Here is a 26,007-nt window from a genome sequence, read left to right as displayed (position 1 = left end):
TGATCTGAGCTTTCAGTACTTTGGCAGGATTCCTTCAAATGACACCAAGAAATTGCATTTTGATCGGCGCACCGGTTGATAGCGGAAAACGCCGTCGCGGTTGTCAGATGGGGCCAGATGCGTACCGCACTGCGGGGCTTTCGGAAACGTTGAAAGAGCTTGGGCATAACATTCGTGAACTGGGAAATATCCAGCACGCACCACTTCGCGAAGCAAGTTGTGAGAACGAAATGGTTTACGCCTTAAGTGAAACTATTGGATGGACAGAAAGCCTTGCTGAAAGTGCCGCCAAGGCTTGTGGCGAAGGGTTTCCGATCTTTTTGGGCGGGGATCATTCCCTGTCGCTGGGTTCCGTTGCAGGTGCTGCGGCATATGCTGCAAGCGTTGATCGCCCGCTGTTTGTCTTATGGCTCGATGCGCACACTGATTATCATACCCCGCTAACCACGGGTTCCGGTCATTTGCATGGAACCCCGCTGGGATATGTGACCGGGCGCGAAGGCTTTGAAGCATTCCCGCCCCTGCCCGCTGTGGTTCCAACAGAAAATGTTTGCCTTCTGGGTCTGCGCTCTGTGGATGCCGCTGAATCTGCTGCCCTTCAGACCAGTGAAATGCAGGCCCATGACATGCGCGACATTGACGAAAACGGCATTGCGCGCCCGCTGAAAGCATTTCTTGATCGCGTTGAAAATGCGAACGGATTGCTTCATGTCTCGCTTGACGTTGATTTTCTTGATCCGTCCATTGCCCCTGCGGTTGGAACAACCGTACCCGGTGGCGCCACTTATCGCGAAGCTCATCTTGTGATGGAACTGCTTCATGACAGTGAACGCGTAACCTCGCTTGATCTGGTAGAGTTGAACCCGTTTCTTGATGAACGCGGCCGTACAGCGAACCTTATGGTCGAGCTTACAGCCTCACTTTTGGGTCGTCGCGTCTTTGACAGACCTACACGGAGCTATTGATGTCACTGCAGGCCCCTTCTTCTGTTGTGATGATCCGGCCCCATGCGTTTCAGTCAAACCCGGAAACCCGCAGCGATAACGCGTTTCAAACCGCAACAAATCACTCTGCTGAAAAAGTTTCCGAGATGGCGCGTGCAGAGTTTGACGAAGCAGTTTCAAGGCTACTGGAATGCGGTGTATGCGTGCATGACTTTGATGATCACGGCGACGCGAACACGCCCGATTCCGTGTTCCCAAACAACTGGTTCTCAACCCATACGGGGGGCCACATCGCTGTTTACCCGATGTTTGCAGAGAACCGTCGCAGGGAAAGACGCTGGGATGTCATCGACCTTCTAAAGCGCGACTATCGTGTACAGGACGTGATAGATTATTCCGGACTTGAACAAGATGGGCTGGCCCTTGAAGGAACGGGTGCCATGGTGCTTGATCACATTGGTCGTGTCGCCTATGTCGCAAAATCGAACCGCGCAGATCCTGTTTTGCTTGAACGGTTTTGTACCCATTTTAACTTTGAACCAATCGCATTTGATGCGACTGACGCGTCTGGGTGTGCGGTGTACCACACCAACGTCTTGATGGGGATCGCAACCGATTTTGCGATGGTTGGGCTTGAAATGATCACATCTGAAGAGCGTCGGCACACTGTCGAGAGCCGCCTGCGCGAAACTGACCGCGAAGTGATTGCGCTAAGCACAAGGCAAATATCTGAGTTTGCAGGCAACGCTATAGAACTGACAGGAAATGCAGGTCGCGTTCTTGCTTTGTCAGAACGCGCACTCAAGGCACTGCATGAAGATCAGCTTGCCGTGATTGAACGCTCTGCCAGTCTTCTTCCGCTTTGCATTCCAACCATTGAAACCGCCGGGGGATCTGTACGCTGCATGATCGCTGGCGTTCACCTTGCACGCCGCACCTTTGAAGCCAAAGCTGCCTAAAATACGGATAAACCAATGACCGCTCCAAAACCCTCCAGTCTTGCCTTTGTTCCTTTCGTCAGCGTTGCGAATATGATGGAAATCGTGCATCGAATAGGCCTCGAAAATATGCTTCGTGATCTGGCAGAATACATAGAAGATGATTTTCGCCGGTGGGAACTTTTTGACAAAACCCCTCGCGTCGCCTCGCATTCCGCTGAAGGCGTAATTGAGCTGATGCCAACGTCTGACGGCGAAGTTTATGGGTTCAAGTACGTAAACGGTCACCCGAAAAATATGAAAGAGGGCCTGCAAACGGTGACTGCATTTGGATTGCTGGCAGACGTCGGAACGGGCTATCCGGTGCTGCTTTCTGAAATGACTGTCTTGACGGCCCTTCGCACCGCCGCAACATCCGCAATGGTCGCTAAGCATCTGGCACCAAAGGGATCAAAGACAATGGCGATGATCGGAAATGGCGCGCAGTCAGAATTTCAGGCGCTGGCGTTCAAGGCGATTTGCGGCATCTCGTCTGTTCGCCTGTATGACATTGACCCCGCAGCGACAAAAAAAGCGATGCAAAACCTGGAAGGCTGGGGTTTGTCGGTTACGGCCTGCCGCACGCCAGAAGACGCGATCGAAGGTGCCGCAATCATCACGACCTGCACTGCAGACAAACAATATGCTACAATTCTGACTGACAACATGGTTGGTGCGGGTGTCCATATCAACGCAATCGGTGGGGATTGCCCCGGCAAGACAGAACTGCATAAAGATATCCTGTTACGCTCTGATATCTTTGTGGAATTTCCACCACAAACTCGCATCGAAGGTGAAATCCAGCAATTGGATGAGGATTATCCGGTCACGGAAATGTGGCAGGTCATCAATGGTGAAGTTCAGGGGCGTCGCGACAACAGGCAAATTACCCTGTTTGACGGTGTTGGTTTTGCGATCGAAGATTTTTCTGCGCTTCGCTACATTCGGTCCAAACTGGAAGAAACCGGTCTTTATCAAAAACTGGATATGGTCGCTGATCCGGATGATCCGCGTGATCTGTTTGGCATGGTGCAGCGCGCAAAGTCGTAGAAGCGGCTTGATACCGGTCATCTGACACCCTACGAGCGATATGTATTGCCGCTGTAAACAAAGGCAGTCGTTGCCTCTAAGGTGCAGAACTAAATGACCGACCAGACCAAAGGGCTGCTGATTACATGCTTGGGCGTGCTGTTTGTGGTGCCTGACGCACTATTTGTACGGCTGATCGATGCAGAACCCTTGGTCATTGCCTTCTGGCGTGGAATGATTTCCGGGTGCGTAATTCTGCTTGGTGTTCTGTTCTTTCAAGGAATACAGCCAATCAAGGCATTGCTTGGCACTGGCCGCTACGGTCTGATCTATATCCTGGCGCTAGGTTGTAGCGGGACGATGTTCGTGCTTGCTATCAGTATGACGAGCATTGCAAACGTTGTGTTCATCATCGCGTCCTTGCCTGTATTTGCAGCGATTTATAGCCGCGTCTTCCTTGGAGAGCCAATCAGGCAGCGCATGATTGTGACCATGGCAGCCGTCGCGGTTGGACTTGCAATCATCGGCTATGGCTCGGGCGAAACCGAAGGGGCCCACTGGAGCGGTGACTTAATGGCTCTTGGGGTATCTGCAGTGTTCGCAGCGGGTCTGACTGCCGCGAGGCGTGTGAAACAGGTATCAATGGTTCCAGCCGTGCCTCTGGCCTATATCGGGGCTTCGTTAATCTTGTTGCTGATTGTTAACCCGTTGTCCGTACCTGATGCGCAATGGGGGCTGGTCGCGTTTCATGGCTGTTTTATTGTCGTCAGCGCCAGCCTTCTCGCGCTTGGCCCGCGTTACATCACCTCGGCAGAGGTTGGGTTACTGATCCTGCTGGAATCCGTTCTGGCACCCCTGCTGGCCTGGGCCATACTGGGTGAAAATCCGGGAATCTGGGCGCTTTCAGGCGGTGCGGTTGTTATCGCGGCGCTTGCAATTTCGAACACAGTCGTTCTGCTGCGTCAGCGGTAAGAAGACGTGGATCATACTCTGACCACCTAGTGTAGTTTGAACTCTCCCACGACATTTTGCCATTCGCCTGATGCAATCAATTTACGATGGGTAAACCTGACGGAGTGAAGTGGCCCTTCTATCTCATCCTGCCAGAATTCGATAAACTCAAACAGCTTTGGATGGTCTGGCGCAAGGTCATATTCCTGCCAGATATAGCTGTTCAAAACGTTCTGAAAGTCGGGCATTCGGTAGAATAATTCTGCCGTGGTCAACCCATAGCCCTTCAGCATTAATTCAGCTTCTGAATGTTCCATATTCTGCCTCTTACGTTTTTATTATTTTTATATTGGCACAGTTGAATTACTTTTCAATAAAAACAAGCTGTTAGCAGTCTTCCGCTAGTGCTGACAAATGCAACACGTATGGACCATTGCACACCATATCGACCCTCCTGTATAGTCGCTGCAACAAAATACAGAACACCCAGAAAAGAGCGGTTATCCACGTGAACGATACTCCGGAAACTCCTGAAAACAAAGAAGAAACTCCGACACCACGCGCTGTACATGACGGCCCTGTGATTTCGATCTCTGACGAGATGCGGAAATCATACCTCGACTATGCGATGAGTGTGATCGTTTCCCGCGCTATTCCTGACTTACGGGACGGTCTGAAACCGGTTCACCGGCGCATTCTTTATGCGATGTATGAAACGGGCAACACTCACGACAAGTCCTATCGCAAATCAGCCCGCCCCGTGGGTGATGTCATGGGTAAATACCACCCACATGGTGACTCTGCGATTTATGACGCGTTGGTCCGGATGGCGCAGGATTTTTCGATGTCGCTGCCGTTGCTTGACGGGCAAGGAAACTTTGGATCGATGGACGGCGATAACGCCGCCGCGATGCGGTACACCGAAGTTCGAATGGATAAACCCGCTGCCTTTGTTCTGGCGGATATCGATAAAGACACCGTCGATTTTCAGGACAACTACGATGGCAAAGACCGCGAACCTACAGTTCTGCCATCCCGCTTCCCGAACATGCTCGTCAACGGGGCTGGCGGGATTGCGGTTGGTATGGCCACCAACATCCCTCCGCATAATTTAGGCGAAGTCATTGATGCAACCCTGGCGTTGATCGAAGACCCCGATCTGACATCTGAGCAACTGATCAACTATGTTCCGGGGCCGGATTTTCCGACCGGCGGTATCATGCTCGGGCGGGCTGGCGCGCGCAAAGCCTATCTTGAAGGCCGCGGATCAGTGATTATCCGGGCGAAAACACGCTTCGAAGAGATCAGAAAAGATCGATACGCCATAATTCTGGACGAGATCCCCTATCAGGTAAACAAAGCTTCGATGATCGAAAAGATCGCCGAAATGGTGCGCGACAAAAAGATCGAAGGTGTCAGCCACGTTCAGGATGAATCGGACCGGAATGGTGTCAGGGTTGTTGTCGAACTAAAGCGTGATGCGACGGCTGAGGTTGTCTTGAATCAACTGTTCCGTTTTACGCCGATGCAAACCTATTTCGGCTGCAATATGCTTGCCCTTAACGGTGGTCGGCCCGAACAACTGACCCTACGGAAATTTCTTACATCTTTCATAGATTTCCGGGAAGAAGTTGTCGCACGCCGCACCGCATTTGAGCTGCGCAAAGCACGCGAACGCAGCCATGTTCTTTGTGGCCTTGCAGTTGCCGTTACCAATGTTGATGAGATTGTCGCGGCCATCAGGACATCTGCTGATCCGGCGGAGGCGCGGCTAAAGTTGATGACACGTCGCTGGCCTGCGAAAGACATTCTGGAATACATCGCCCTCATTGATGACCCGACCCATACTGCGAATGATGACGGCACTTACAACCTGAGCGAAATTCAGGCACGCGCCATTCTTGAACTACGTCTGCAAAGGCTGACCGCTCTGGGTGTCAAGGAAGTAACCGGCGAACTTCAGACACTTGCAGCTAACATCAGGGAATATCTTGATATTCTGCGGTCTCGCGAACGCATCATGGCAATCATCAGTGATGAATTGCAAGAAGTGCGCGATCAATTTGCCGTGCCCCGCAGGACACAAATTGTCGACTGGTCCGGCGATATGGAAGACGAAGACCTGATCGAAAAGGAAGACATGGTCGTCACCATTACTTCGGGCGGATATATCAAGCGTACACCTTTGGTCGATTTCCGCGCGCAGCGTCGTGGTGGCAAGGGGCTTGCCGGGATGGCCACCAAGCAGGACGACGTTGTTACAAACCTCTTTGTCGCCAATACCCATACGCAACTGCTGTTCTTCACCACAGACGGTATGGTCTACAAGCTCAAGACCTGGCGCCTGCCCCAAGGTGGGCGGAACACCAAAGGCAAGGCGATTGTGAACATCCTGCCAATTCCTCCTAAGGTATCGATCGCAGCAATCATGCCCGTCGACGTGCCAGAGGACGATTGGGAAAACCTGCAGGTTGTATTCGCGACCACTGCAGGAAACGTTCGTCGCAACGCACTCAGCGATTTCACCAATGTTCGCTCGAACGGCAAAATCGCGATGGATTTACCTGAAGGCGTTGAAATGGTAAATGCCCGGATCTGTAGCGAAGATGACGATGTTATGCTGATGACAAGTTCTGGCAGGGCGATCCGGTTCAGCACAACGGCGGTACGTGTGTTCAAAGGCCGTAAATCGACAGGGGTTCGTGGTGTTAGGCTGACGGGCACGGACAAGGTCGTGTCTATGTCTGTCGTTCGTCATTTCGAAGCAACTTCTGAAGAACGTGTTGCTTACCTTAAAAAGCGCCGTGCTGCGGCAGGTGTAACCGAGGAAATGGAAGCTGACGACGAAGAAACCGTTGAAAATGCTGCAATTACCCAGGAACGCTATGAGGAAATGGCAGCCGCTGAAGACCTGATTTTGACGATAACCGCAAAAGGCGCTGGCAAGATTTCGTCGTCCCATGATTACCCCGTGCGTGGCCGTGGCGGCATGGGTGTAGCGGCGATGGACAAAGCAATGCGCGGCGGCGCACTGGTTGCTTCCTTCCCTGTTGATATGGAAGACCAGATCATGCTCGCCACCTCCACCGGCCAGTCAATTCGCTGCCCGGTTGATGGAATTTCTTTCCGTTCACGCAGTGCTGGTGGCGTCAAGGTGTTTGATACGGCAAAGGGCGAACACGTGGTGTCGGTCGCTTGGATTGCCGAGCAGAACGCAGATGAATCTGATGACGATGACGCAGAAATTGAAGACGCAGAAATCGTCGAAGAAAGCTAAAGGAAAAGGGGAGTTCTGCTCCCCTTGCCGCCTCAACTTACTTCAGGTTTTTGATATCAGCTTTATCTTGCAGGCCTTCAGGGCTTTTCCTTTTACTCAATCGTGGCTACATCCCATTTCATGACAGAGACACTCCATATTGTTGGCGGCGGCATGGCCGGTTCCGAAGCTGCCTGGCAGGCCGCAAACGCGGGCATTCAGGTTGTGATTCACGAGATGAGGCCAAAGGTGAAAACCTTTGCGCATCAGACCGGTAATCTCGCGGAGATGGTGTGTAGCAATTCCTTCCGTTCTGATGATGACGAAGCAAATGCTGTTGGGCTTTTGCATTGGGAAATGCGCGCAGCCAACGGATTGATCATCAACACTGCCGACAAACACGCCCTGCCAGCTGGCAGCGCGCTTGCCGTGGACCGCGACCCGTTCGCTGAAACGGTAACCGCGACGCTGCTCGCTCATCCAAACATCAGTGTTGACTATGAAGAGATAACCGAATTGCCGGACGACGGGCACTGGATCATCGCGACAGGCCCGCTTACCTCTTCGGCCCTCGGAGAAGCGATAGCAATGGAAACAGGCGCGGATGCGCTCGCGTTTTTTGATGCAATTGCACCAATCGTTTATGCCGACTCGATTAACACAGACATCACGTGGCTCCAGTCCCGTTATGACAAGGGTGACACAGAGGAAAATCGCAAAGCCTACCTCAACTGTCCTATGACTAAAGACCAGTACGAGGCATTCATAGACGCGCTGCTTGACGCAGAGAAAACAGAATTCCACGAGGGTGAAACCGCAGGCTATTTCGATGGTTGCCTACCGATAGAGGTTATGGCTGAACGTGGCCGTGAAACACTTCGGTTTGGCCCGATGAAACCCGTCGGTCTGACCAATGCACATAAACCGGATGATAAACCCTATGCGGTTGTCCAGCTCCGCCGCGATAATGCGCTTGGAACATTGCTGAACATCGTGGGGTTTCAGACAAAAATGAAATATGGCGCACAGACAAAGGTGTTCAAAATGATCCCCGGTCTGGAAGACGCCAATTTTGCGCGTCTTGGTGGTATCCATCGCAACACATTCTTGAACTCACCAACGTTGCTTGACGGTCAGATGCGTTTGAAATCACGTCCAAACATCAGGTTTTCTGGCCAGATCACTGGCGTCGAGGGGTATGTCGAAAGTGCCGCGATGGGCCTTTTGGCTGGTCGCTATGCTGCAGCCGAAATCTCTGGAACAGCTTTGAACGTTCCACCACCGGAAACTGCTGTAGGGTCTCTGGTCCATCACATAACCGGCGGGGCCGAAGCAAAGACGTTTCAACCGATGAACGTAAATTTTGGACTTTTTCCACCTGCTGACGCCAAGGCAGGACGGAAAAACCGGAAAACACGCTACAAGGCCTACACCGACCGCGCAAAGGTTGCATGGCAGGCCTGGCTGGACGGAGAGTGATTTTTCGGCTTATGCTTAGGCTATGGGTGAAAAATTCTTAAACAAAGCTTATGAGCTTCAGTCCGTCGAAGAGACACGCGCGCTCTATGACAATTGGTCTGACAGTTATGATTCCGAACTTCTGGAAAACGGATACGCAACACCCAGGCGTGTTGCTGAAGCGCTTGCAAAATACGCTGACAAAAACAAACCTGTACTGGATTACGGCTGTGGTACGGGTCTCTGTGGCTTGACTTTAAAGGAAGCAGGTTTCGAGACCTTGGACGGGGCGGACCTGTCACAAGAGATGCTCGAAATTGCGGAAAAAAAGAATGTCTACCGGAAGCTGACGCATATCGATCCTAACATTCCCCTTGCGATCTCTCCGGGTGATTACAGTGCCATCACTGCCTGTGGCGTGATCGGCATTGGTGGGGCCCCGCTCAGCGTGTTCGATACAATTGTCAGTTTTCTGGATAAAAAGGGCCTGTTCGCATTTTCTTTCAACGACACGTCGCTTTCTGATCCGTGTTATGAGGCAAAAGTGATGGAGTACACCGACTGTGGGTTCGCAAGGCTTCTGTTTCGGGAACATGGTGAACACCTTCCAGGTATTAACTTGAAATCCATGGTTTATGTGATTCAGAAAAATTGACTTTCAGAACGCGCTTCGCGCCGTCACCAACAGGCCCACTTCACCTTGGACACGCCTATTCCGCGATGCTTGCCTATGACATTGCAATGGCCGCCGGTGGAGAGTTCCTGCTGCGCATCGAAGATATTGATCAGACTCGCGCTCGCGCACATTGGTGCGAACGGATTTTTGATGACCTTCGCTGGCTTGGGCTTAAGTGGCCAGAACCTGTCATGCTTCAGTCTGAACGCATCGGTCACTATCAAAGGGCCCTGCAAAACCTCTGGAACAAGGGGCTGCTCTATGTTTGCACCTGCGATCGCCGGGACATCGAAACCGCACTATCGGCTCCGCAAGAGGGTGTGCGAACCTATGGGCCCGACGGTTTGATCTATCCCGGGACCTGCTCCGGGAACACCGGTGATCCTATCGGCTGCGCGATGCCAGAAGAGTCCGTGTTGCGCTTATCTATGGAAAAGGCCTTCGTTGCGGTTTCTGAAAGTTCGGAACCATGCAACAATTTTACATTTGTCGAAATCGGTTCTGGCCCAATTGGCGAAACTGGTGAAATCAGCTTTAGCCGACAAGACGTTCTTCAAAACATAGGCGATATTGTTCTGTCTCGTAAAAATATGGGGACATCTTACCACCTGTCCGTTGTCCTCGATGATGCAGCGCAAGGTATTACCCATGTGGTGCGCGGGCAGGATCTTTTCGCGGCAACAAAAATTCATGTCGTCCTGCAAAAACTAATGGGTCTGCCGACACCCCACTATCATCACCATCGCCTGATCCGTGATGAAAAGCATAAACGACTCGCCAAGCGTGATGACGCACGTGCGATCTCTAAATACAGACAAGACGGTGCAACCCCGCAAGATATTCGTGAAATGGTTGGGCTTTAACCTTTCCCACCTTTTTCCGAAAATATCCCCGCCGGAGGCAAAAAAGTTAATTCTTCGTCACCAATGGCGACAGAATCTCGACTTCTTCACCCCGTTTCAACGCAGTGTAGAAACAGCTCTTCCGGTTCGTGTGACACGCTGGCCCCGCCTGTTGAACAACAACCAGCAGACAATCCCGGTCACAATCTATGCGAAGCTCGACCAGATTTTGTACATGTCCGGACGTTTCGCCTTTCACCCAAAATTGCTTCCGTGAACGCGACCAATAGGTAACGCGCCCGGTCTCGATCGTGCGTTGAACTGCCTCGGCATTCATCCAGGCCATCATAAGCACGTCACCCGTGCTTTCTTCCTGTGCAATTGCAGGGATCAACCCTTTTTCATTGTATTTCAGTGTCAAAGGATCGAAAGACATGCCAAAAACCTTTTGCATCGACGCGTTGCAATACTATTTATGTGAGAGCAGACAAAAGGGAAAGCCATGACGGCCGACAATGACCTGATCAACCTCTATTCGACACGCATTCTAGCGCTGGCGTCGGATATCCCGCATACAGAACGGCTCGCTACGCCTGACGCAACAGTGAAACGCCGCGCTCCACTTTGCGGATCGACCGTAACGGTCGACTTATGCGTAAACGACGGCGAAATTACCGATTACGGGCAAGACGTCAAAGCCTGCGCGCTTGGACAAGCAGCCGCATCTGTTGTTGGTGCAAACATCATTGGCCGCAACCGGCAGGAAATTGAACGCGCACGTGATCAGTTGCGAGATATGCTTAAAAATGATGGCCCGACTCCATCTGCGCCCTTTGAAGGGTTGGAAGTATTGCGCCCCGCTCAGAGTTTCAGAAACAGGCACGCCTCTATCCTCTTGGCAATAGAAGCATCACTCGAAGCTATGACACAGGCTGAAAACGCCAGTTGCGCTTAAGTATTCCATAAGACATCGACGCTACTCCTGATTAATAGGGACAGGAGCGCGCATGAATCCAATCATTGATCTTAGCAAAACCAAGCCGGAAAATGTCCGATTGAAGTCGCTTGCAAAAGTCGCGTCCGGACTTGGCTTCGAACTCGTAGATCTTGCTGCTGTGCTCGATAAAATCGATGATCAGGCAAAGACCCAGTTACGTTCCTTTGCCGGGTTGCACGAACAAGTCGAGCATATGGCAAATTCCAATGCGGACGTTCGACAAGCCGTCAGCACGGTTGCGCAAACCACCCAGAAAACATTTGACGTTATCGACACATCGGTAAATGACCTGCGGCGTGCGAGTGATCGGGCAAAACAGGTGGCAAAATGGGTCCAGTCTGTTGACCGGCAAATGCGGGAACTTTCAGGAACACTTAAGGCCGTCCAGTCCAACAACAATGAAATCACAGCAATTGCGCGGCAAGTGAACATTCTGGCAATTAATGCAAAAATCGAAGCTGTCCGCGCAGGTGATGCCGGACGGGGGTTTGCTGTTGTCGCAGAAGCGATCAACGAACTGTCTCAGGAAACAGCTTCTGCCGCTGATAAAATTACACAAAATATTAACGGTCTGTCCAAGCTCGTTACGCAAATCGGAGAGGAATCGTCCAATGCCTCATCGGATGCAAATTCTGTTCTTAAAGACGCAGAGGGAACAGACAAAGCTCTGATTTCTATTAGTGCTGGCGTCAAGTCGGTGCAGGAAGATTCGAAATTGATTTCCACCGGCGCGAACAGAGTGTATCGCGCAATTCATTCTTTTGAGCCTGAATTCACGACCGTCGCGACTGCAATTAAACTTAATGCAACCAACATAAATCTGGCACGAAATCGCGCAAATGCGCTGATCGATCAATCGGAAATGATTTTACAGAAAAGCGTTTCTTTAGGTGGTGCAACAGATGACACGCATTTCATTGAATTTGTGAAAAAAATGTCGCGTCGCGTCAGTACCGTTTTCGAAGAGGCGATCAAACACCGCCAATTAATCGAGAGTGATTTGTTCTCCAATTCCTATGAGCCGATACTTGGAACTGATCCTGTGCAATACAAAACTCTTTTTACACAGTTTTGCGACTTGGCATTATACGACCTCTTTGAAAACGCTCTTAGTTATAGTCCGAAAATCATATACTGCACTGCAATTGATCGGAACGGATATACGCCGACACACAACAAGAAGTTTTCGCAGCCGCAAGGAAATGACCCGGTCTGGAACATGGCAAACAGCCGAAACCGACAGATTTTCAATGATCGGGCAGGTCTGAAAGCCGGGAACAATCGTGAAGATTTTCTTCTTCAGGTTTATCGGCGTGACATGGGTGGCGGCGTCTTCAAACTGATGAAGGATCTATCCGCACCCATATCAGTAAATGGTAAACACTGGGGCGGGGTTCGCATGGCGTATACCGCATAAAAAAACCGCCGCGCTTCTTTATGAAGGCGGCGGCAGTCGGCGTATCTGAAAGGTCGGCCTCTCGTGGAGAGATGAGGTTTCTCCGGTGTGGAACAGGCAATGTCCATAGTAACGCATCGGATTTGGGGACAGGATGCGCGAGAAGCCGACAGCAGAACGCAGGCAGAAACTTAAATAAACCCAGGCAGGTAAAGCCCGACAAAAAGCATGACAACTAACGAAGCGGCCCCTGCTGCATCTTGCAGCAGTGTTGCAGAAGACCGATCAATCACCGTTTTTATGTCGTCTAACATGATTTACTCCTGCAATATTGATATGTGTTGCCACTTTGTTCTCAAATTTTAACCTGTTTGTAAAGAACTTTTAAAGAACATTTGTGAACAACGTGGCATTGAACAGGCTAACCAACTGAAATTAAACGAATTGATTTATCTTGTTCCATCAACCACAAAAGCACCCTTGCAGCCGTACCTCTTTCACTGTTCAGCGCAGGGTCGTCATTAAGCAGTTTTCGTGCGTCGGATTGCGCAAGCACCATTAGCCCGGTTTGTCGCTCAAGATCTGCAATCCGAAACTTCGGCAGACCTGACTGAGCAGTCCCGATGACATCTCCGGCACCGCGAATTGCAAGGTCTTCTTCAGCAATTTTGAACCCATCCTCCGTGTCGCGAAGGGTGGTCAAACGTCGCTCTGCCCCTTCTGACAGCGGCGCGTGATACATCAGTAGGCAGGTTGATTCAGCCGCCCCCCGGCCTACACGCCCACGCAACTGGTGCAATTGTGCGAGGCCGAAAATTTCTGCGCGCTCAATGACCATGATAGATGCGTTGGGAACATCGACTCCCACCTCGATCACAGTTGTCGCAACAAGAACCTGCGTTTGTCCGGCTGCAAACCGTGCCATCGCTTCATCTTTTTCAGCCGGCGGCATTTGCCCATGCACCAACCCGACTTTTCCTTCACCAAGTTGCGTGCGAAGCCTTTCAAACCGATCAGTGGCCGCCGTAAGATCAACAACCTCGCTCTCGGCGACCAAAGGACAAACCCAATAGGCCTGGCGTCCCGCCTCAATTGCGCCTCTCAGATGTTCCACGACCTCATCCAGGCGTGATGTGGAGACCATCGCGGTTTTGACCGGCGTTCGCCCCGGGGGTTTTTCGTCGAGAACCGAAACATCCATATCGCCGTATTGTGCCAACGCCAGGCTGCGCGGAATTGGCGTTGCCGTCATAACCAGAACATCAACGGCCTTGCCTTTTCCGCCCAACTCATAGCGCTGCCGTACGCCAAACCGGTGTTGCTCATCAATAACCGCAAGGCGAAGATCCTTAAATTCCACATCTTTCTGAAACACTGCGTGGGTTCCGACAAGAATATGTATCGCGCCCTTCGCCAAGGCTTCGAGTTTGGCGCGTCGTTCAGCCCCTTTGTCCCGACCGGTTAGAATTTCCAGCACGACACCAGCGTTTTCAGCCAAAGGCTGCAGCCCTTGCAGATGCTGGCGTGCAAGAATTTCTGTCGGGGCCATTAAAACGCCCTGCCCGCCCGCTTCAACCGCAACCAGCAACGCCATAAAAGCGACCAGCGTTTTGCCAGACCCAACATCACCCTGAAGAAGGCGATTCATTCGAAAGGGTGACGCCATGTTTTCCGAAATTTCCCGGATCGAACGGTCCTGTGCGTCCGTGGGTCTGTAAGGCAAAACGTTCAGCACCTTCGATTGCAGCGCCCCTGTCGCAACAGAGCATTTGCCTTTTAATTTCCGGGTCGCCGCGCGCGCCAAAGCAAGCGTAAGCTGATGCGCAAACAGCTCGTCATACGCCAACCTTTCGCGCGCTGGCGATTCAGAGGACAATTCTGCGGTAGATCGTGGATTATGTGCGGCATGGATTGCGCCGCCCCAATCCGGCCAGCCCTCGCGTGATTTCAACGCAGGATCGACCCACTCAGCAAGCACGGGCACCCGCTCCAAAGCAGACGCAACCGCCTTAAATATCAATTTTTGACTGATACCAGCAGTAAGCGGATAAACCGGTTCAAACTCAGGGATTTCATCAGCGTCGTTCAGGGGTAAAACGTGATCCGGGTGTACCATCTGCGCGATCGAGTCAAAAAGTTCTAACTTGCCTGAAACCAAACGGCGCTGGCCTGTTGGCAATAGCTTTTGCAAATAATTTTCATGTGCATGGAAAAAAACCAATTGGAATGAGGCTTCCTCATCTTCAACGGTGATGCGATAGGGCCGGCCCTTGGACGAAGGCGGGTGGTGCAACCCGACCTCGACTTCAACAGTGACCACTGAAGGCGTGACTGCGCCGCGAATGGTTGCGCGCCTTCGTCTGTCAACAACGCTGTAAGGCAATGTCAGCAAAAGATCGCGGGGCTTTTCTATGTCCATCTGTTCAAAGTGAGCGGCGGTTTTAGGGCCAACGCCAGCCAGGGTTTCAAGCCCTGCAAACAGCGGGAAAAGTATTTCAGGCCGGCCCCTCATGAGATCGTGATCAGCGCGAGCCAGGCATCTTCATCAATTGTCTCCACACCAAGGTCCGCAGCTTTTTTTGCCTTTGATCCAGCACCGGGGCCCGCAATGACAAGGTCTGTCTTGGCCGAAACAGAACCGGAAACCTTTGCGCCGAGCATTTCAGCGCGGGCCTTTGCCTCGGCACGTGACATTTTTTCAAGAGTTCCGGTAAAAACAACGGTTTTACCAGCAACCGGACTGTCAGATGCTTCCCTCGCAACGACATCTTCGACCTCAAGTTCTGCCACCAGACGGTCAATCGATGCGCGTTCCGCATCCTGTTGCAGGGTCGTAGTTAATGAGGTCGCAAGAACAGCGCCAACACCGTCAATTGCAATAAGGTCATCCCAGATCGCCCCATCCCCGATCTGTGCCTGCGAAAGTGTGGTGATGAAATTCACCCAACTGGTATAGTGATTTGCCAAAAGCTTTGACACCTGCTCACCCACGTGGCGAATACCTAGCGCAAAGATCAGGCGGTTCAAAGATATTTTACGCTTTTCATCAATCGCATCAAACAGCTTTAAGGCAGATTTTTGGCCCCACCCCTCGCGATTTTTCAGTTGCTGCAATCCTGAACTGAACCGCTCTTCCAACTTAAAGATGTCAGCGGGTTCTTTGATCCATCCGTCAGCGTAAAATTGTTCCACCTGCTTCGCACCAAGCCCTTCGATGTCAAATGCGGCCCGGCTGACAAAATGCTTTAGTTTCTCAACTGCCTGTGCGGGACAAATCACACCACCCGTGCAACGGCTGACAGCATCACCTTCTTCACGAATAGCGTCTGAGCCGCACTCTGGGCACACCTTTGGAAAGGCGAAAGGAACCGCACCTTTGGGCCGCTTGTTCAAATCCACGTCTGCCAGTTTGGGAATAACGTCGCCAGCCCTGTAGACCTGCACCCAATCTCCAATCCGGAAATCCCGACCTTCGCGAATTGGGTTTCCCTTGGCGTCGCGGCCTGCAATGTAGTCTTCGTTGTGAAGGGTCGCGTTCGAGACGACAACGCCGCCGACTGTCACAGGTTGTAACCGGGCTACCGGCGACAAGGCACCGGTTCTGCCGACCTGAATGTCAATTGCCTCGAGCCGCGTCCAGGCCAGTTCTGCAGGAAATTTATGCGCAATTGCCCACCGGGGTGTGGTAGAGCGAAAACCAAGACGCCCCTGCAGTGCAAGATCATTCACTTTGTAAACGACCCCGTCGATATCATACCCAAGCGTGGCGCGCTGTTCTTCGATCACGCGATACTGCGCGATTAACGCATCAGGGCTATCGCAAACGGTGGTGAGCGGGTTTGTTGACAACCCAAAATCGTTCAACTGCTGAACGGCCCCGATTTGCGTATCGGAAAGAGGGGCGGAAATTTCACCCCAGGCGTAAGCAAAAAACCGGAGCGGGCGTGACTTTGTGATCGATGCATCAAGCTGGCGCAAAGAGCCTGCCGCAGCGTTGCGCGGATTTGCAAAGGTTTTACCCCCGGCAGCAAGTTGACGTTGGTTCAGGTCCGCAAAGTCGTTGTGCGACATGTAAACTTCACCCCGAACTTCCAAAATATCCGGCGCATCGGCAATCTTTTGCGGGATATCCGCTATTGTTCGGGCATTCGCCGTGACGTTTTCGCCCGTTGTGCCATCACCCCGGGTCGCTGCCTGAACAAGTGCACCATTTTCATAGCGCAGCGATAGCGAAAGACCATCAATTTTCGGCTCTGCGGTGTAGGAAAGTGTATCGCTCTTGCTTAGGCCTAGATACTTTCTGACACGTTCATCAAATTGAAAAATATCGTTTTCATCAAAGGCATTGCCCAGAGAAAGCATAGCAACCGCATGCTCAACCTTGGCAAACCCATCTGCAACTTCAGCACCAATTTGTACGCTCGGACTGTCGGCGCGTTTCAGATGCGGGAACCTGGCTTCGATTTTTGCATTTCGAAGCTTTAACGCGTCATACTCCGCATCACTGATGCGCGGCGCATCCTTGGTGTGATAGTCCGTGTTTGCCTGAGCAAGAAGATCGGCCAGATGAGCGAGTTCTGTTTTAGCCTCAGCTTCGCTCAAATTTTCTACGGCTGTGTTTGCCATCTGCCCCTCTCTGCGATGTCTCCTTGCTTTGATAGGAGTGCGTTTAAGAGAGGTCCAGAGGGAGGTGGCGATTAGGTGATCTTTTTCGGCCTACCCAAATCCAGTGTCGCTAAAAATTAAGCGCTTAGCGCTACAGGCGTTTCAAGCTCAGCCGGATCCGGATCACGCAAAACATATCCCCTGCCCCAGACCGTTTGAATGTGGTTGTAGCCGCCTGTTGCTTCATTTAACTTTTTGCGAAGTTTACAGATGAATACATCAATGATCTTGAGTTCAGGCTCGTCCATGCCACCATAAAGATGATTGAGGAACATTTCTTTCGTGAGCGTCGTTCCCTTACGCAAAGACAGCAGTTCCAGCATCTGATATTCCTTGCCCGTCAGATGTACGGTTTTACCATCAACATCCACCATTTTCTCATCAAGGTTTACCGAAAAATACCCTGTTTTTATGATGGATTGTGAATGACCTTTTGACCGCCTGATGATCGCGTGAATCCGCGCGACGAGTTCTTCACGATGGAATGGTTTGGTCAGATAGTCATCAGCACCAAAGCCAAACCCTTTGATTTTGCTTTCTGTGTCGTCCGTTCCGGACAAAATGAGAATGGGTGTTTCAACCCGCGCCAAACGCATCTGGCGCAAGACTTCGTGCCCGTTCATGTCTGGTAGGTTTAGATCAAGCAAAATAAGATCGTAGTCATAGAGCTTTGCCAGATCGATCCCTTCTTCGCCCAAATCGGTGCAATAGACATTCAGATTGGCGTGCGTCAGCATCAGTTCAATGCTTTTTGACGTTGTTGGATCATCTTCTACGAGTAAAACGCGCATTTATTCTCTCCGCTTCAAATTCCTATTTCGCCGTATGATTGATCACTAATGGTTAATCACCCGTTACTGGTGTATTTTATTTACACACTCATCCTATGGTTGTCTATACTTTTGCACAGCTGTCGCCTTGAGCGCCTCTTCGCCATGCGAGAGAGATGCTTTTTCCCAGGCCTCATATTCTTCCGAAGAGAGGCCATACCGCTTTTTCGCTTCGGTGACGGTCATCAAACCGGACATCACCCCCTTCACCACGGCGGCTTTCCGGCTTGCGACCCACCTTCTCGTGTTTTCCGGCGGCAGGTCTGCGCGTGAGAAAATGGTTCCGTCGGGCAGTGTGACAGCGCGTGGCCCGTCGACTTTTTTAAGAAACATATTGAACCCCTCAGTCAGTAAGGGCTGCAGATTGAGCAATCAGGCTTAAAGAGAAATGAAGCAGCCCCTTGTTAGTCGTTCGCATTTTCATATATTCCGCTGCATAATCAGGAGCGCGTCATGCCACTCGACAACAAGAGCCAAGCATTGAATTCACTGGGGTTTGCAAAAACGCCCAGCGAAACACGTGTTGTTGTTGCAATGTCTGGCGGTGTCGACAGTTCTGTTGTGGCAGCACAGCTCGCGGAAGAAGGCTATGATGTTGTCGGGATTACGCTTCAGCTTTACGACCACGGCGCAGCGCTTGCCAAAAAAGGCGCGTGCTGTGCGGGCCGCGATATTCACGACGCAAGGCGTGTGGCAGAAGAGATGGGGTTTCCGCATTATGTGCTCGACTATGAAAATGTATTTCGCGATGCGGTGATTGATGAGTTCGCAGAAAGCTACCTTGGTGGCGCAACACCGGTGCCTTGCATTCGTTGTAATGAACGCGTGAAATTCAAAGATCTGCTGGAAACCGCCAAAGACCTTGAAGCTGATTGCATGGCCACCGGCCACTACATTCAGCGCATGGTCGGGGACACCGGGCCAGAGCTTCATTCTGCGGTGGACGCTGGCCGTGACCAAAGCTATTTTCTGTTCTCCACGACGGCTGAACAATTGTCTTATCTACGCTTCCCGCTTGGGCATCTTTCGTCCAAGGCGGAAACCCGTGCGCTCGCATCTAAATACGGGCTGAGCGTTGCTGACAAACCAGACAGTCAGGATATTTGCTTTGTGCCTGATGGCAACTACGCTGCAGTTATTGAAAAGCTGAGACCAGAGGCGGCAAGCCCCGGCGATATTGTCGATATGGACGGAAATGTTCTGGGCGGGCACAACGGGGTCATCCATTATACGATCGGGCAACGTCGTGGCCTTGGCATCGGAGGGCTTGAAGACCCGCTTTATGTCATCAAACTTGACGCCGATAGCCGCCAAGTTGTGGTTGGACCAAAAGAAGCGCTTTCAACCCGCATCATTCCGGTCCGTGAAATCAACTGGCTTGGCGACACCCCATTCGAAAGCAAGCCTGAATGGCATGTTGCTGTAAAAGTTCGATCAACCCGCCCACCACGCGACGCCATTATTCGGCCAATCTCTGCAACCGAAGCCGAAGTTGAACTTCTGGTGCCCGAAGAAGGTGTTTCGCCCGGACAAGCCTGCGTATTTTACGACACAGACAGCAGCCGCATTTTTGGCGGCGGCTGGATCTGGCGCGGTTGTTAGGCAGTGGGTCGGCTGCGAAGGCCATCAAGAACGGCTTTCGCAGCGCGCAGTCCCGGTGGTTCCGAGCCCTGCCCCAAGCGTTTCATCGTGAGCGCCATTGCCGCCTTTTGACTTTGGGGATTTTCAAGAACAGATAAGATACCTTTGGCAATATCCGTCGGTATGCATTCTGCGCCAATGAACTCCGGAATGTGGCGGGTTTCCGAGACAATATTAACCAGCGTGACCGTATCGATCATCAGCATTCTGTTCACAATCTGCCGGGTGATCCAGTTCATGTCATAGGCTATTACCATCGGCGTTTGTGACGCTGCAAGTTCCAGAGACACTGTTCCGGACGCGGCAAGCGCGATATCAGCGGCCCTGAAAGCCGCGCGCTTTTCATGTGCAGTCAATTCTTTGCTCTGATCACGAGGGTCCAGCAAAATTGGTTCGCCTGGCCAGCTACTGATCTGTTGCTTGACCAAAGCCACGACAGACCCGGCAGCAGGGACCACAATGCGAATGTCGGGGCGCGCTTTGAGAACGTTCTGTATCGCCTGACCGAACGGCTCCATTAAACGAGAAACCTCTCCCTGCCGCGAACCCGGCAAAGCAAGCAGCACGGTTTCATCCGCGCCAATCCCATATTTTTCACGAAACGCTTCTACGTCGGACGCATCGGCTTGCGGTTCGGCGACAACCGGATGCCCGACAAAATCGCACCGCATACCGTCAACTTCCATAAGCGGTTTTTCAAAAGGGAAAAGCGCAAGCACGTGATCAATTGTTCTTGCCATTTTTACCGCCCGCCCCGGCCGCCACGCCCAGACAGTCGGCGCAACGTAGTGAACTGTGCGAATGTCCCCTCCGGCCTTCACCAGTTTTGCCACCCTAAGACAAAAATCCGGACTATCGATTGTGATCAGCGCGTCGGGCGGGTCTGCCAGTACCGCATCCGCAGTTTGCCTGATCCGGCGTTTAAGTTGGAAATATCTCGGGGCGACTTCGGCAATTCCCATCACGCTTAGCTCTGCCATGGGAAACAGGCTGTCCAGACCTTCTGCCTGCATAAGCGGGCCACCAACTCCATGAAACTGCACCTCGGGAACAAGCATCTTCAATCCGGCCATAAGCGCCGCACCAAGCCTGTCGCCCGACGGCTCTCCTGCGACCAGAAAGAACCGCATCAGGCCGTTTCCGTTGTATTGTCGCGCACCCAAATGAACAAACCCGCTGCATTGGCTTTTTCAATGGCGACATCGGCTTCCATTATCATGACGCCGCCCGCCTCGAGGACCAACCCTCCCAAGCCCGCAGCTGAAACCGCGTCAATTGTTACCGGTCCAACTATCGGCAGATCAACACGCCTGTCCTGATCAGGCTTCGGCGCCTTAAAAAACACACCTGCCCCTTTTGAACGGTCGGGGCGTGCTAAAAACGGGGCGTTGGCCAACTGTGCCAGCATCCAGTCCGTTCCGGGGAGCGTCTCGCAAGCCAGAACCAGACCTTGCTGCACGACACAGCCCTGCCCAACATCGGCTGCCCCAAGTGCCGCCGTTACTTCTGCGGCGCGGGCTGCATCTGCTGTGTCTTTTTCATCAGGAACAACATTTGTGAGCACGCCGGTCGCAGGCAAAAGATCCGGCGAGACTTCATGCGCAGCTCTGATCGTAAAACCAGCATCTTCAAAGAGGCTCAGGACGACTCTCAAAATCGTGTCATCTCCACCCTGCATTGCAGCCAAGAACTTTGGCGCCAGCTTTAGTGTTTCCGGATCAAACGCTGTTGGATCGATTCTGGGTCGGTGTATTGCGCCAGCAAAAACGACCTCCTGAACTTTTTTGTCCTTCAGGGTAGCAAAGAAGCGCGCAAGTTGCTCGACACGGAACCGAATGACAGGCGCGCCGCAGGGGTTCTCAATTTCAAACCCTTCGATTTCGCAAAGGATATAATCCTTCCCGGCGAGCGTCAGTTTTTCAGATAAAGCGCCGGGCAAGCGACCAGTGCCCGCAATAATAGCCAGCATTTCTGCCCCCTAGCCTGGTGTCAGAAAAGAACGACCACTGTTGCCCAGAACAAACTTTACGATGTCCTGAACGTATTCACTATCGCTTTCATTCCCAAGGCGCTGCGCACGGTCCTGAAATGCGCCATCTCCCTGCGCGAGCATCTGGTAAGCAGCCCGCAATGCGGTGATATCTGCCCTGCTTACCCCTTTACGTTTCAAACCAACAAGGTTCAGCCCATCTAGTGCACCACGAGGACCCTGAACAAGACCATATGGGATGACGTCATTTGTTACCATGGTCACAGCGCCGATGATGGCACCCTTGCCGATCCTGACAAACTGATGAATTCCGGATAATCCTCCGATAATGACATCATCCTCGATGATGCAATGGCCGGCTAGTGCTGCCTGATTGGCCATGACGACCCGGTTTCCCACGATCGCGTCATGTCCGACATGTGCGCCTGTCATGAATAGGCAATCGTCGCCAACACGCGTAATACCCCCCCCGCCTTTGGTTCCGGTATTGAGCGTGGCCCCTTCACGGATACGGTTGCGCTTGCCCACGACGAGACGTGTTTCTTCACCGTCAAACTTTAGATCCTGAGGAACCTCTCCAACACAGGCAAAAGGGAAAATTTCTGTTTCATCACCAATTTCTGTTAAGCCGGTAAGCACGGCGTGGCTTTTAACGTGCACACGCGCCTTCAGGGTGACATTCGCACCGATCACGGAAAATGGCCCGACAACACAGCCCTCGCCAACGACTGCGCCGTCGTCGACAATTGCGCTGGAGTGAACCTCAGCGCTGGGATGTATTGCCATGTTTATTCCTCCAGCAAGTGAATCATTGCGGCAAATTCTGCGGTTGCGGCGACTTCATCACCGACTTTTGCAACGCCATTGAATTTCCAGATTTTAGTTCCAGCACGCTTAACCGTCACGTGAAGTTCCAGAACGTCCCCCGGAACGACCTTACGCCGAAATTTACAGGCGTCGACTGACATGAAATAGACCAACAAATCCTTGTCGATCAGATCAAGCGTGATTCCCACCAAAACCGCCGAGGTCTGCGCCATCGCCTCGATAATCATCACACCGGGCATAATTGGTGCACCCGGGAAATGCCCCTGAAAATGCGGCTCATTAAATGTGATGTTTTTGACACCGACTGCCGACTGACTGACTTCGATATCACGTACTTTGTCGATCAGCAAAAATGGATAACGATGCGGAATAATTCGCTGAATAATATCAAGATCAGCTTCTTTTAACTGCTCGGTCATTTATGAGGCCCCTTTCTTTGCGGGTAGATTATCGCCCATATCCTGACTAACAAGTCGGGCAGTTTCAGACAAGACAGAGCTATTCCTCAGGATTACTCTGCAAAGATGTTCCATCTCCGATTTCTGCATCGACGCGTTCGATTGCATCGTTTGTAATGTCTATACTTTCCGCAGCCAGAAATACCGCGCGCCGATCCAGAATCGCGACCGCACCCTTTTCACTGGTGATTTGGGCGAGTACGGGGATAACAGTACTGTAGAAGGTCTGACGCTCTTCGTCGCGACGGCGCGTCAAGGATCTCAATTTATCATCTTGTGCCCTGCGAATGCCCTGCACCTTCACATCAAATTCATCTGCAAGCAGACGAAATTCGTCCGCAGGCATTGTCGCACGACGTTCGGTCAGATCTTTTTCTTCAGCAGTCAGATCCCGGTCAATTGTTTGGTTCTCTGCTGCAAGTTCTGCTCCGTCGCGTTCAAACTCTGACTGAACGCGACCGCCATACCGCGATTCCAAATACAATCGTTCCGCGTCGATGGTCAGGAGAGCGCTTGAACTTCCACCGCTCTCTTGTGCGTTCGCCAATCCTGAACAAAGGAATAAAGCTATGGCACATGAAAAAATTGCGCGGACTAACACCATATTAGAAAGACGTTGAAACCGTCAGGTCAAAGCTTCGCTCTTCGTCATATGTTTCGCTTTTAAGCGCATTTGAAAAGTTGAAGCGAAGCGGCCCAAGTACTGTGTCCCAAAAGACTGAGAAGCCTACAACTGCGCGCAAATTGGCACTGTCATCTACAGGACCCAACGTTCCGGCGGTGTTATCCAACCCCCAGAGGCTGCCGACATCAAAGAAAACGCCACCGGTGATGCCGTATTCTTCGGGAATACCAAGCGGGAACTCCGCCTCAAAGCGTGCAACCGCGAAAAAATTACCTCCGAGTGCGTCTTGGTTCGTGGCGGTCAGATCGCGTGGGCCAACGCCATTCGCATCAAATCCGCGCATCCTGCGACTGGACAGAAAAAACCTGTCCGTAATTCGACTGTTTCCTGAGATCATGTTCAGCGCACCGCCTTCAAGCGTCGCGCGCAATGTGACTTCTTCTCGCAGAACATCTGCCTCAGCCCCCAGCAGCGCTGTAGTCTGGATATATTTTGCATCGCCGCCCAATCCGGCAAAGTTTTGTCCAAACTGGAAAATAATACCCGCATTGGGGTTTAGCCCTGTGCGCCTTGTGTCGTAGCTGTAGGAATAGCCTACAAAACTTGTAACTTCTGTACCCGCTTCTGCTAGCAGGATGGCAGAGGATGCAGCAGGATCCAACCCGAACAGCTCTTCGCTTGAAATACCATATCGAAGGGTTACACGACCGTTTTCGCTGACCGGAAAATTGAGCGACGGACTAAAGGAAATCGTTTTGGTATTGTATCGAGCATTTTCATTGTCAGTTGTTGAGTAACCAAGATTGAGACCAAATCTAAGGTCGCGCCCTAAAAGTGCTGGCTCAACAAAACCAATGTTGGCTTGGGCGCTGTCAGACGCCGTATTCACGTTGAAACTAAGTCTCTGCCCGCGCCCCAGAAAGTTTCGTTCCGAGAAACCAACCGCTACCGCGACACCAATATCACTCGAAAAGCTGGCTCCGAATGAAAGTGTTCCCGTTGGGGCTTCTTCCACATTTACATCAACGATGACCTGATCTTCAGAGGTCCCTTCACGTGCTTCAACTTCTGAGTTCTTGAAAAAACCAAGCGCGCGGATTCGAGAGGCCGATTCACGGATTTCCCGCGGGTTGAACGGATCACCCTCAACAATCCTGAACTGATTTCGAATAACCCTGTCCAAGGTCGTTGAATTGCCCTCAATATCGATCCGTTCCACAAAAATGCGCGGACCGCGCGAAAGATTAAACTCGACGTCAAGCGTCAGTTCACGATCATTGCGCGTTATCCGGGGTTCAACGCGAACGAAGTTCAGGCTGTTTCGCAGTGCCAGTCTCTCAAGACGTGCAATTGTGTTTTCAACAAGCGTCGGCGAATAGGTAACACCAGGGCGAATGCGAATTGCCTCAAAATACTCATCAGGATCGACCTCTTCCAGATCCGACGTCACGGTGATTTCGCCGAATTCAAAAGGCTGACCCTCGCGAACCGTGAAGGTCACGAAGAAAGCGTCACGACCACGGGCCAGTTCTGAGTTCACAGATAATGTTTCAAAATCGATATATCCACGAGACAGGTAAAAATCGCGCAAGACCTGCTTATCAAACTCGATCCGGTCAGCGATAAAAGTATCGCTTTTTACCAGCCCACGCAGCAAGCCTGCTTGTTTCGTTTCCAGAACCCGGCGCAAACGCCGGTCAGAATAGGCGCGGTTCCCCACGAAGCTGAGCCTGTCAATTTCGATAACCCGGCTTTCAGAAACCTCAAAAATCAGATCAACACGATTGTCGTCGCGGCGAATGATTCTAGGATCTACTGTTGTTGCGTAGCGCCCTAGCTGCCCATAAGCGGCGGTGATCGAGTCTGCGTCCAGTTCTGCGATAGTGGGGCTGTAAACACGACGAGGCTGCGACTGGATGATCGGCAGAAGATTTTCGTCTTTCAAGCGGCGGTTACCCTCGATACTGATTTGGTTGATCGTTGGGTATTCTCTGACGGTAATAACCAGACTACTGCCTTGCGGCGTTAAATCCACCGTTTCAAACAAGCCTGACCCCAGAATCCGCTGATAAGCGGCATTCAATTCGCCTTCTGAAACGCTTTCGCCCCGTTCGATTCCGGCATATGTGCGGATTGTAGCAGCTTCAATGCGCTGGTTTCCAATGACTTCAATCGTCGAAAAACGCTGTTGTGCCTGAGCTGACAACGGCGCCATCACTGAGGCCACTGAAAAGACACAAAACAAAACAAGCAAAGCGGCTCGTGTTAGAAGAAACACTCTTAAAACTGCAGTGCCGCGATCAACCAAAAAAGTCGTCATAAAACCCAACCCGAATAGACATCCCAAGTAGGTTCTGACTAACCCTTCTACCCCCCCTTGTCAAAAGGCATAAGCGCGCTTTTCGCCAGTTTGGCGAATGCGCGCAAATAACAAGTCTTGGCTT

The 26,007-nt window shown here is 51.8% G+C and carries 24 protein-coding genes; 11 read left to right on the top strand and 13 right to left on the bottom strand.

Annotated features, from left to right (window positions below; translation table 11 throughout):
• Positions 1-38: 38 nt before the first annotated feature.
• The 4 genes from rocF to J4E70_RS04470 all read left to right on the top strand — a co-directional run bounded on the left by rocF (position 39) and on the right by J4E70_RS04470 (position 3,922).
• On the top strand, positions 39-965 hold the full coding sequence (rocF, locus tag J4E70_RS04485; RefSeq protein WP_213887893.1) for an arginase: 927 nt from the start codon (positions 39-41) through the stop codon (positions 963-965).
• Positions 962-1,903, top strand: a complete 942-nt coding sequence (gene ctlX / locus J4E70_RS04480) for a citrulline utilization hydrolase CtlX (protein WP_213887892.1) — start codon at positions 962-964, stop codon at positions 1,901-1,903. The genes rocF and ctlX overlap by 4 nt, the downstream gene beginning before the upstream one ends.
• A 15-nt stretch (positions 1,904-1,918) precedes the next feature.
• Positions 1,919-2,971 carry an ornithine cyclodeaminase gene (locus J4E70_RS04475; protein WP_213887891.1) on the top strand — a complete coding sequence of 351 codons (1,053 nt, stop codon included), beginning with the start codon at positions 1,919-1,921 and terminating at the stop codon, positions 2,969-2,971.
• Between the two features lie 93 nt (positions 2,972-3,064).
• Positions 3,065-3,922 (top strand): DMT family transporter, encoded by an 858-nt coding sequence (locus tag J4E70_RS04470; protein ID WP_213887890.1) that lies wholly within the window; start codon positions 3,065-3,067, stop codon positions 3,920-3,922.
• Between the two features lie 26 nt (positions 3,923-3,948).
• Here J4E70_RS04470 and J4E70_RS04465 read toward each other — a convergent pair whose 3' ends face one another.
• Positions 3,949-4,218: an usg protein gene (locus J4E70_RS04465; RefSeq protein ID WP_213887889.1), complete on the bottom strand. Its 270-nt coding sequence runs from the start codon at positions 4,216-4,218 to the stop codon at positions 3,949-3,951.
• A 191-nt stretch (positions 4,219-4,409) separates the two neighbouring features.
• Between J4E70_RS04465 and gyrA the strand changes: the two genes are divergently transcribed.
• The 4 genes from gyrA (at position 4,410) to gluQRS (ending at position 10,154) form a co-directional block, all read left to right on the top strand.
• Positions 4,410-7,178, top strand: coding sequence for a DNA gyrase subunit A (gene gyrA / locus J4E70_RS04460; protein ID WP_213887888.1), 2,769 nt, complete (start codon positions 4,410-4,412; stop codon positions 7,176-7,178).
• Positions 7,179-7,298: 120 nt separating this feature from the next.
• Positions 7,299-8,636, top strand: coding sequence for a methylenetetrahydrofolate--tRNA-(uracil(54)-C(5))-methyltransferase (FADH(2)-oxidizing) TrmFO (gene trmFO / locus J4E70_RS04455; protein ID WP_213887887.1), 1,338 nt, complete (start codon positions 7,299-7,301; stop codon positions 8,634-8,636).
• A 22-nt stretch (positions 8,637-8,658) separates the two neighbouring features.
• Positions 8,659-9,270, top strand: a complete 612-nt coding sequence (locus tag J4E70_RS04450) for a class I SAM-dependent DNA methyltransferase (RefSeq protein ID WP_213887886.1) — start codon at positions 8,659-8,661, stop codon at positions 9,268-9,270.
• Entirely contained in the window at positions 9,267-10,154 is an 888-nt protein-coding gene (gene gluQRS, locus J4E70_RS04445) for a tRNA glutamyl-Q(34) synthetase GluQRS (protein WP_213887885.1), read from the top strand. Before J4E70_RS04450 ends, gluQRS begins: the two co-directional genes overlap by 4 nt.
• Positions 10,155-10,200: 46 nt before the next feature.
• On the opposite strand, the gene hisI is transcribed toward gluQRS, so the two are convergent.
• Positions 10,201-10,587 carry a phosphoribosyl-AMP cyclohydrolase gene (hisI, locus tag J4E70_RS04440; protein ID WP_213887884.1) on the bottom strand — a complete coding sequence of 129 codons (387 nt, stop codon included), beginning with the start codon at positions 10,585-10,587 and terminating at the stop codon, positions 10,201-10,203.
• Positions 10,588-10,635: 48 nt separating this feature from the next.
• On the opposite strand from hisI, the gene J4E70_RS04435 reads away from it, so the two are divergent.
• Entirely contained in the window at positions 10,636-11,088 is a 453-nt protein-coding gene (locus J4E70_RS04435) for an iron-sulfur cluster assembly scaffold protein (RefSeq protein ID WP_213887883.1), read from the top strand.
• Between the two features lie 52 nt (positions 11,089-11,140).
• Positions 11,141-12,547, top strand: a complete 1,407-nt coding sequence (locus J4E70_RS04430; RefSeq protein WP_213887882.1) for a methyl-accepting chemotaxis protein — start codon at positions 11,141-11,143, stop codon at positions 12,545-12,547.
• A gap of 170 nt (positions 12,548-12,717) precedes the next feature.
• Here J4E70_RS04430 and J4E70_RS19505 read toward each other — a convergent pair whose 3' ends face one another.
• The 5 genes from J4E70_RS19505 to sciP form a co-directional block, all read right to left on the bottom strand.
• Positions 12,718-12,840, bottom strand: a complete 123-nt coding sequence (locus J4E70_RS19505; RefSeq protein WP_281414279.1) for a hypothetical protein — start codon at positions 12,838-12,840, stop codon at positions 12,718-12,720.
• Positions 12,841-12,947: 107 nt separating this feature from the next.
• Entirely contained in the window at positions 12,948-15,038 is a 2,091-nt protein-coding gene (gene recG / locus J4E70_RS04425; RefSeq protein WP_213887881.1) for an ATP-dependent DNA helicase RecG, read from the bottom strand.
• Positions 15,035-17,152, bottom strand: coding sequence for an NAD-dependent DNA ligase LigA (gene ligA / locus J4E70_RS04420; protein ID WP_213887880.1), 2,118 nt, complete (start codon positions 17,150-17,152; stop codon positions 15,035-15,037). Before ligA ends, recG begins: the two co-directional genes overlap by 4 nt.
• A 116-nt stretch (positions 17,153-17,268) precedes the next feature.
• Positions 17,269-17,982 (bottom strand): response regulator transcription factor CtrA, encoded by a 714-nt coding sequence (ctrA, locus tag J4E70_RS04415; protein ID WP_213887879.1) that lies wholly within the window; start codon positions 17,980-17,982, stop codon positions 17,269-17,271.
• Positions 17,983-18,075: 93 nt separating this feature from the next.
• The gene (gene sciP / locus J4E70_RS04410; protein WP_213887878.1) at positions 18,076-18,354 is read right to left on the bottom strand and encodes a CtrA inhibitor SciP; all 279 of its coding nucleotides are present in this window, start codon (positions 18,352-18,354) and stop codon (positions 18,076-18,078) included.
• A gap of 120 nt (positions 18,355-18,474) precedes the next feature.
• On the opposite strand from sciP, the gene mnmA reads away from it, so the two are divergent.
• On the top strand, positions 18,475-19,623 hold the full coding sequence (gene mnmA, locus J4E70_RS04405) for a tRNA 2-thiouridine(34) synthase MnmA (protein WP_213887877.1): 1,149 nt from the start codon (positions 18,475-18,477) through the stop codon (positions 19,621-19,623).
• Here mnmA and lpxB read toward each other — a convergent pair.
• The 6 genes from lpxB to bamA form a co-directional block, all read right to left on the bottom strand.
• Positions 19,620-20,792, bottom strand: coding sequence for a lipid-A-disaccharide synthase (lpxB, locus tag J4E70_RS04400; protein ID WP_213887876.1), 1,173 nt, complete (start codon positions 20,790-20,792; stop codon positions 19,620-19,622). The two genes, mnmA and lpxB, sit on opposite strands and share 4 nt — an antisense overlap.
• A complete protein-coding gene (locus J4E70_RS04395) occupies positions 20,792-21,631 on the bottom strand; it encodes an LpxI family protein (RefSeq protein WP_213887875.1) in 840 nt (279 codons plus the stop codon). Before J4E70_RS04395 ends, lpxB begins: the two co-directional genes overlap by 1 nt.
• Positions 21,632-21,640: 9 nt before the next feature.
• Positions 21,641-22,438: an acyl-ACP--UDP-N-acetylglucosamine O-acyltransferase gene (gene lpxA, locus J4E70_RS04390; protein WP_213887874.1), complete on the bottom strand. Its 798-nt coding sequence runs from the start codon at positions 22,436-22,438 to the stop codon at positions 21,641-21,643.
• Positions 22,439-22,440: 2 nt separating this feature from the next.
• On the bottom strand, positions 22,441-22,899 hold the full coding sequence (fabZ, locus tag J4E70_RS04385) for a 3-hydroxyacyl-ACP dehydratase FabZ (protein ID WP_213887873.1): 459 nt from the start codon (positions 22,897-22,899) through the stop codon (positions 22,441-22,443).
• 79 nt (positions 22,900-22,978) lie between these two features.
• Positions 22,979-23,542: an OmpH/Skp family outer membrane protein gene (locus J4E70_RS04380; RefSeq protein ID WP_213887872.1), complete on the bottom strand. Its 564-nt coding sequence runs from the start codon at positions 23,540-23,542 to the stop codon at positions 22,979-22,981.
• A 1-nt stretch (position 23,543) separates the two neighbouring features.
• Positions 23,544-25,883: an outer membrane protein assembly factor BamA gene (gene bamA / locus J4E70_RS04375; RefSeq protein ID WP_213887871.1), complete on the bottom strand. Its 2,340-nt coding sequence runs from the start codon at positions 25,881-25,883 to the stop codon at positions 23,544-23,546.
• Positions 25,884-26,007: the final 124 nt, after the last annotated feature.

Origin of the sequence: Pseudohalocynthiibacter aestuariivivens (assembly GCF_018457175.1) — a bacterium.
GTDB classification, from domain to species: domain Bacteria; phylum Pseudomonadota; class Alphaproteobacteria; order Rhodobacterales; family Rhodobacteraceae; genus Pseudohalocynthiibacter; species Pseudohalocynthiibacter aestuariivivens.
Note: the sequence above shows the minus strand (reverse complement) of the source record. Positions and strands in the feature narration are given on the sequence as shown.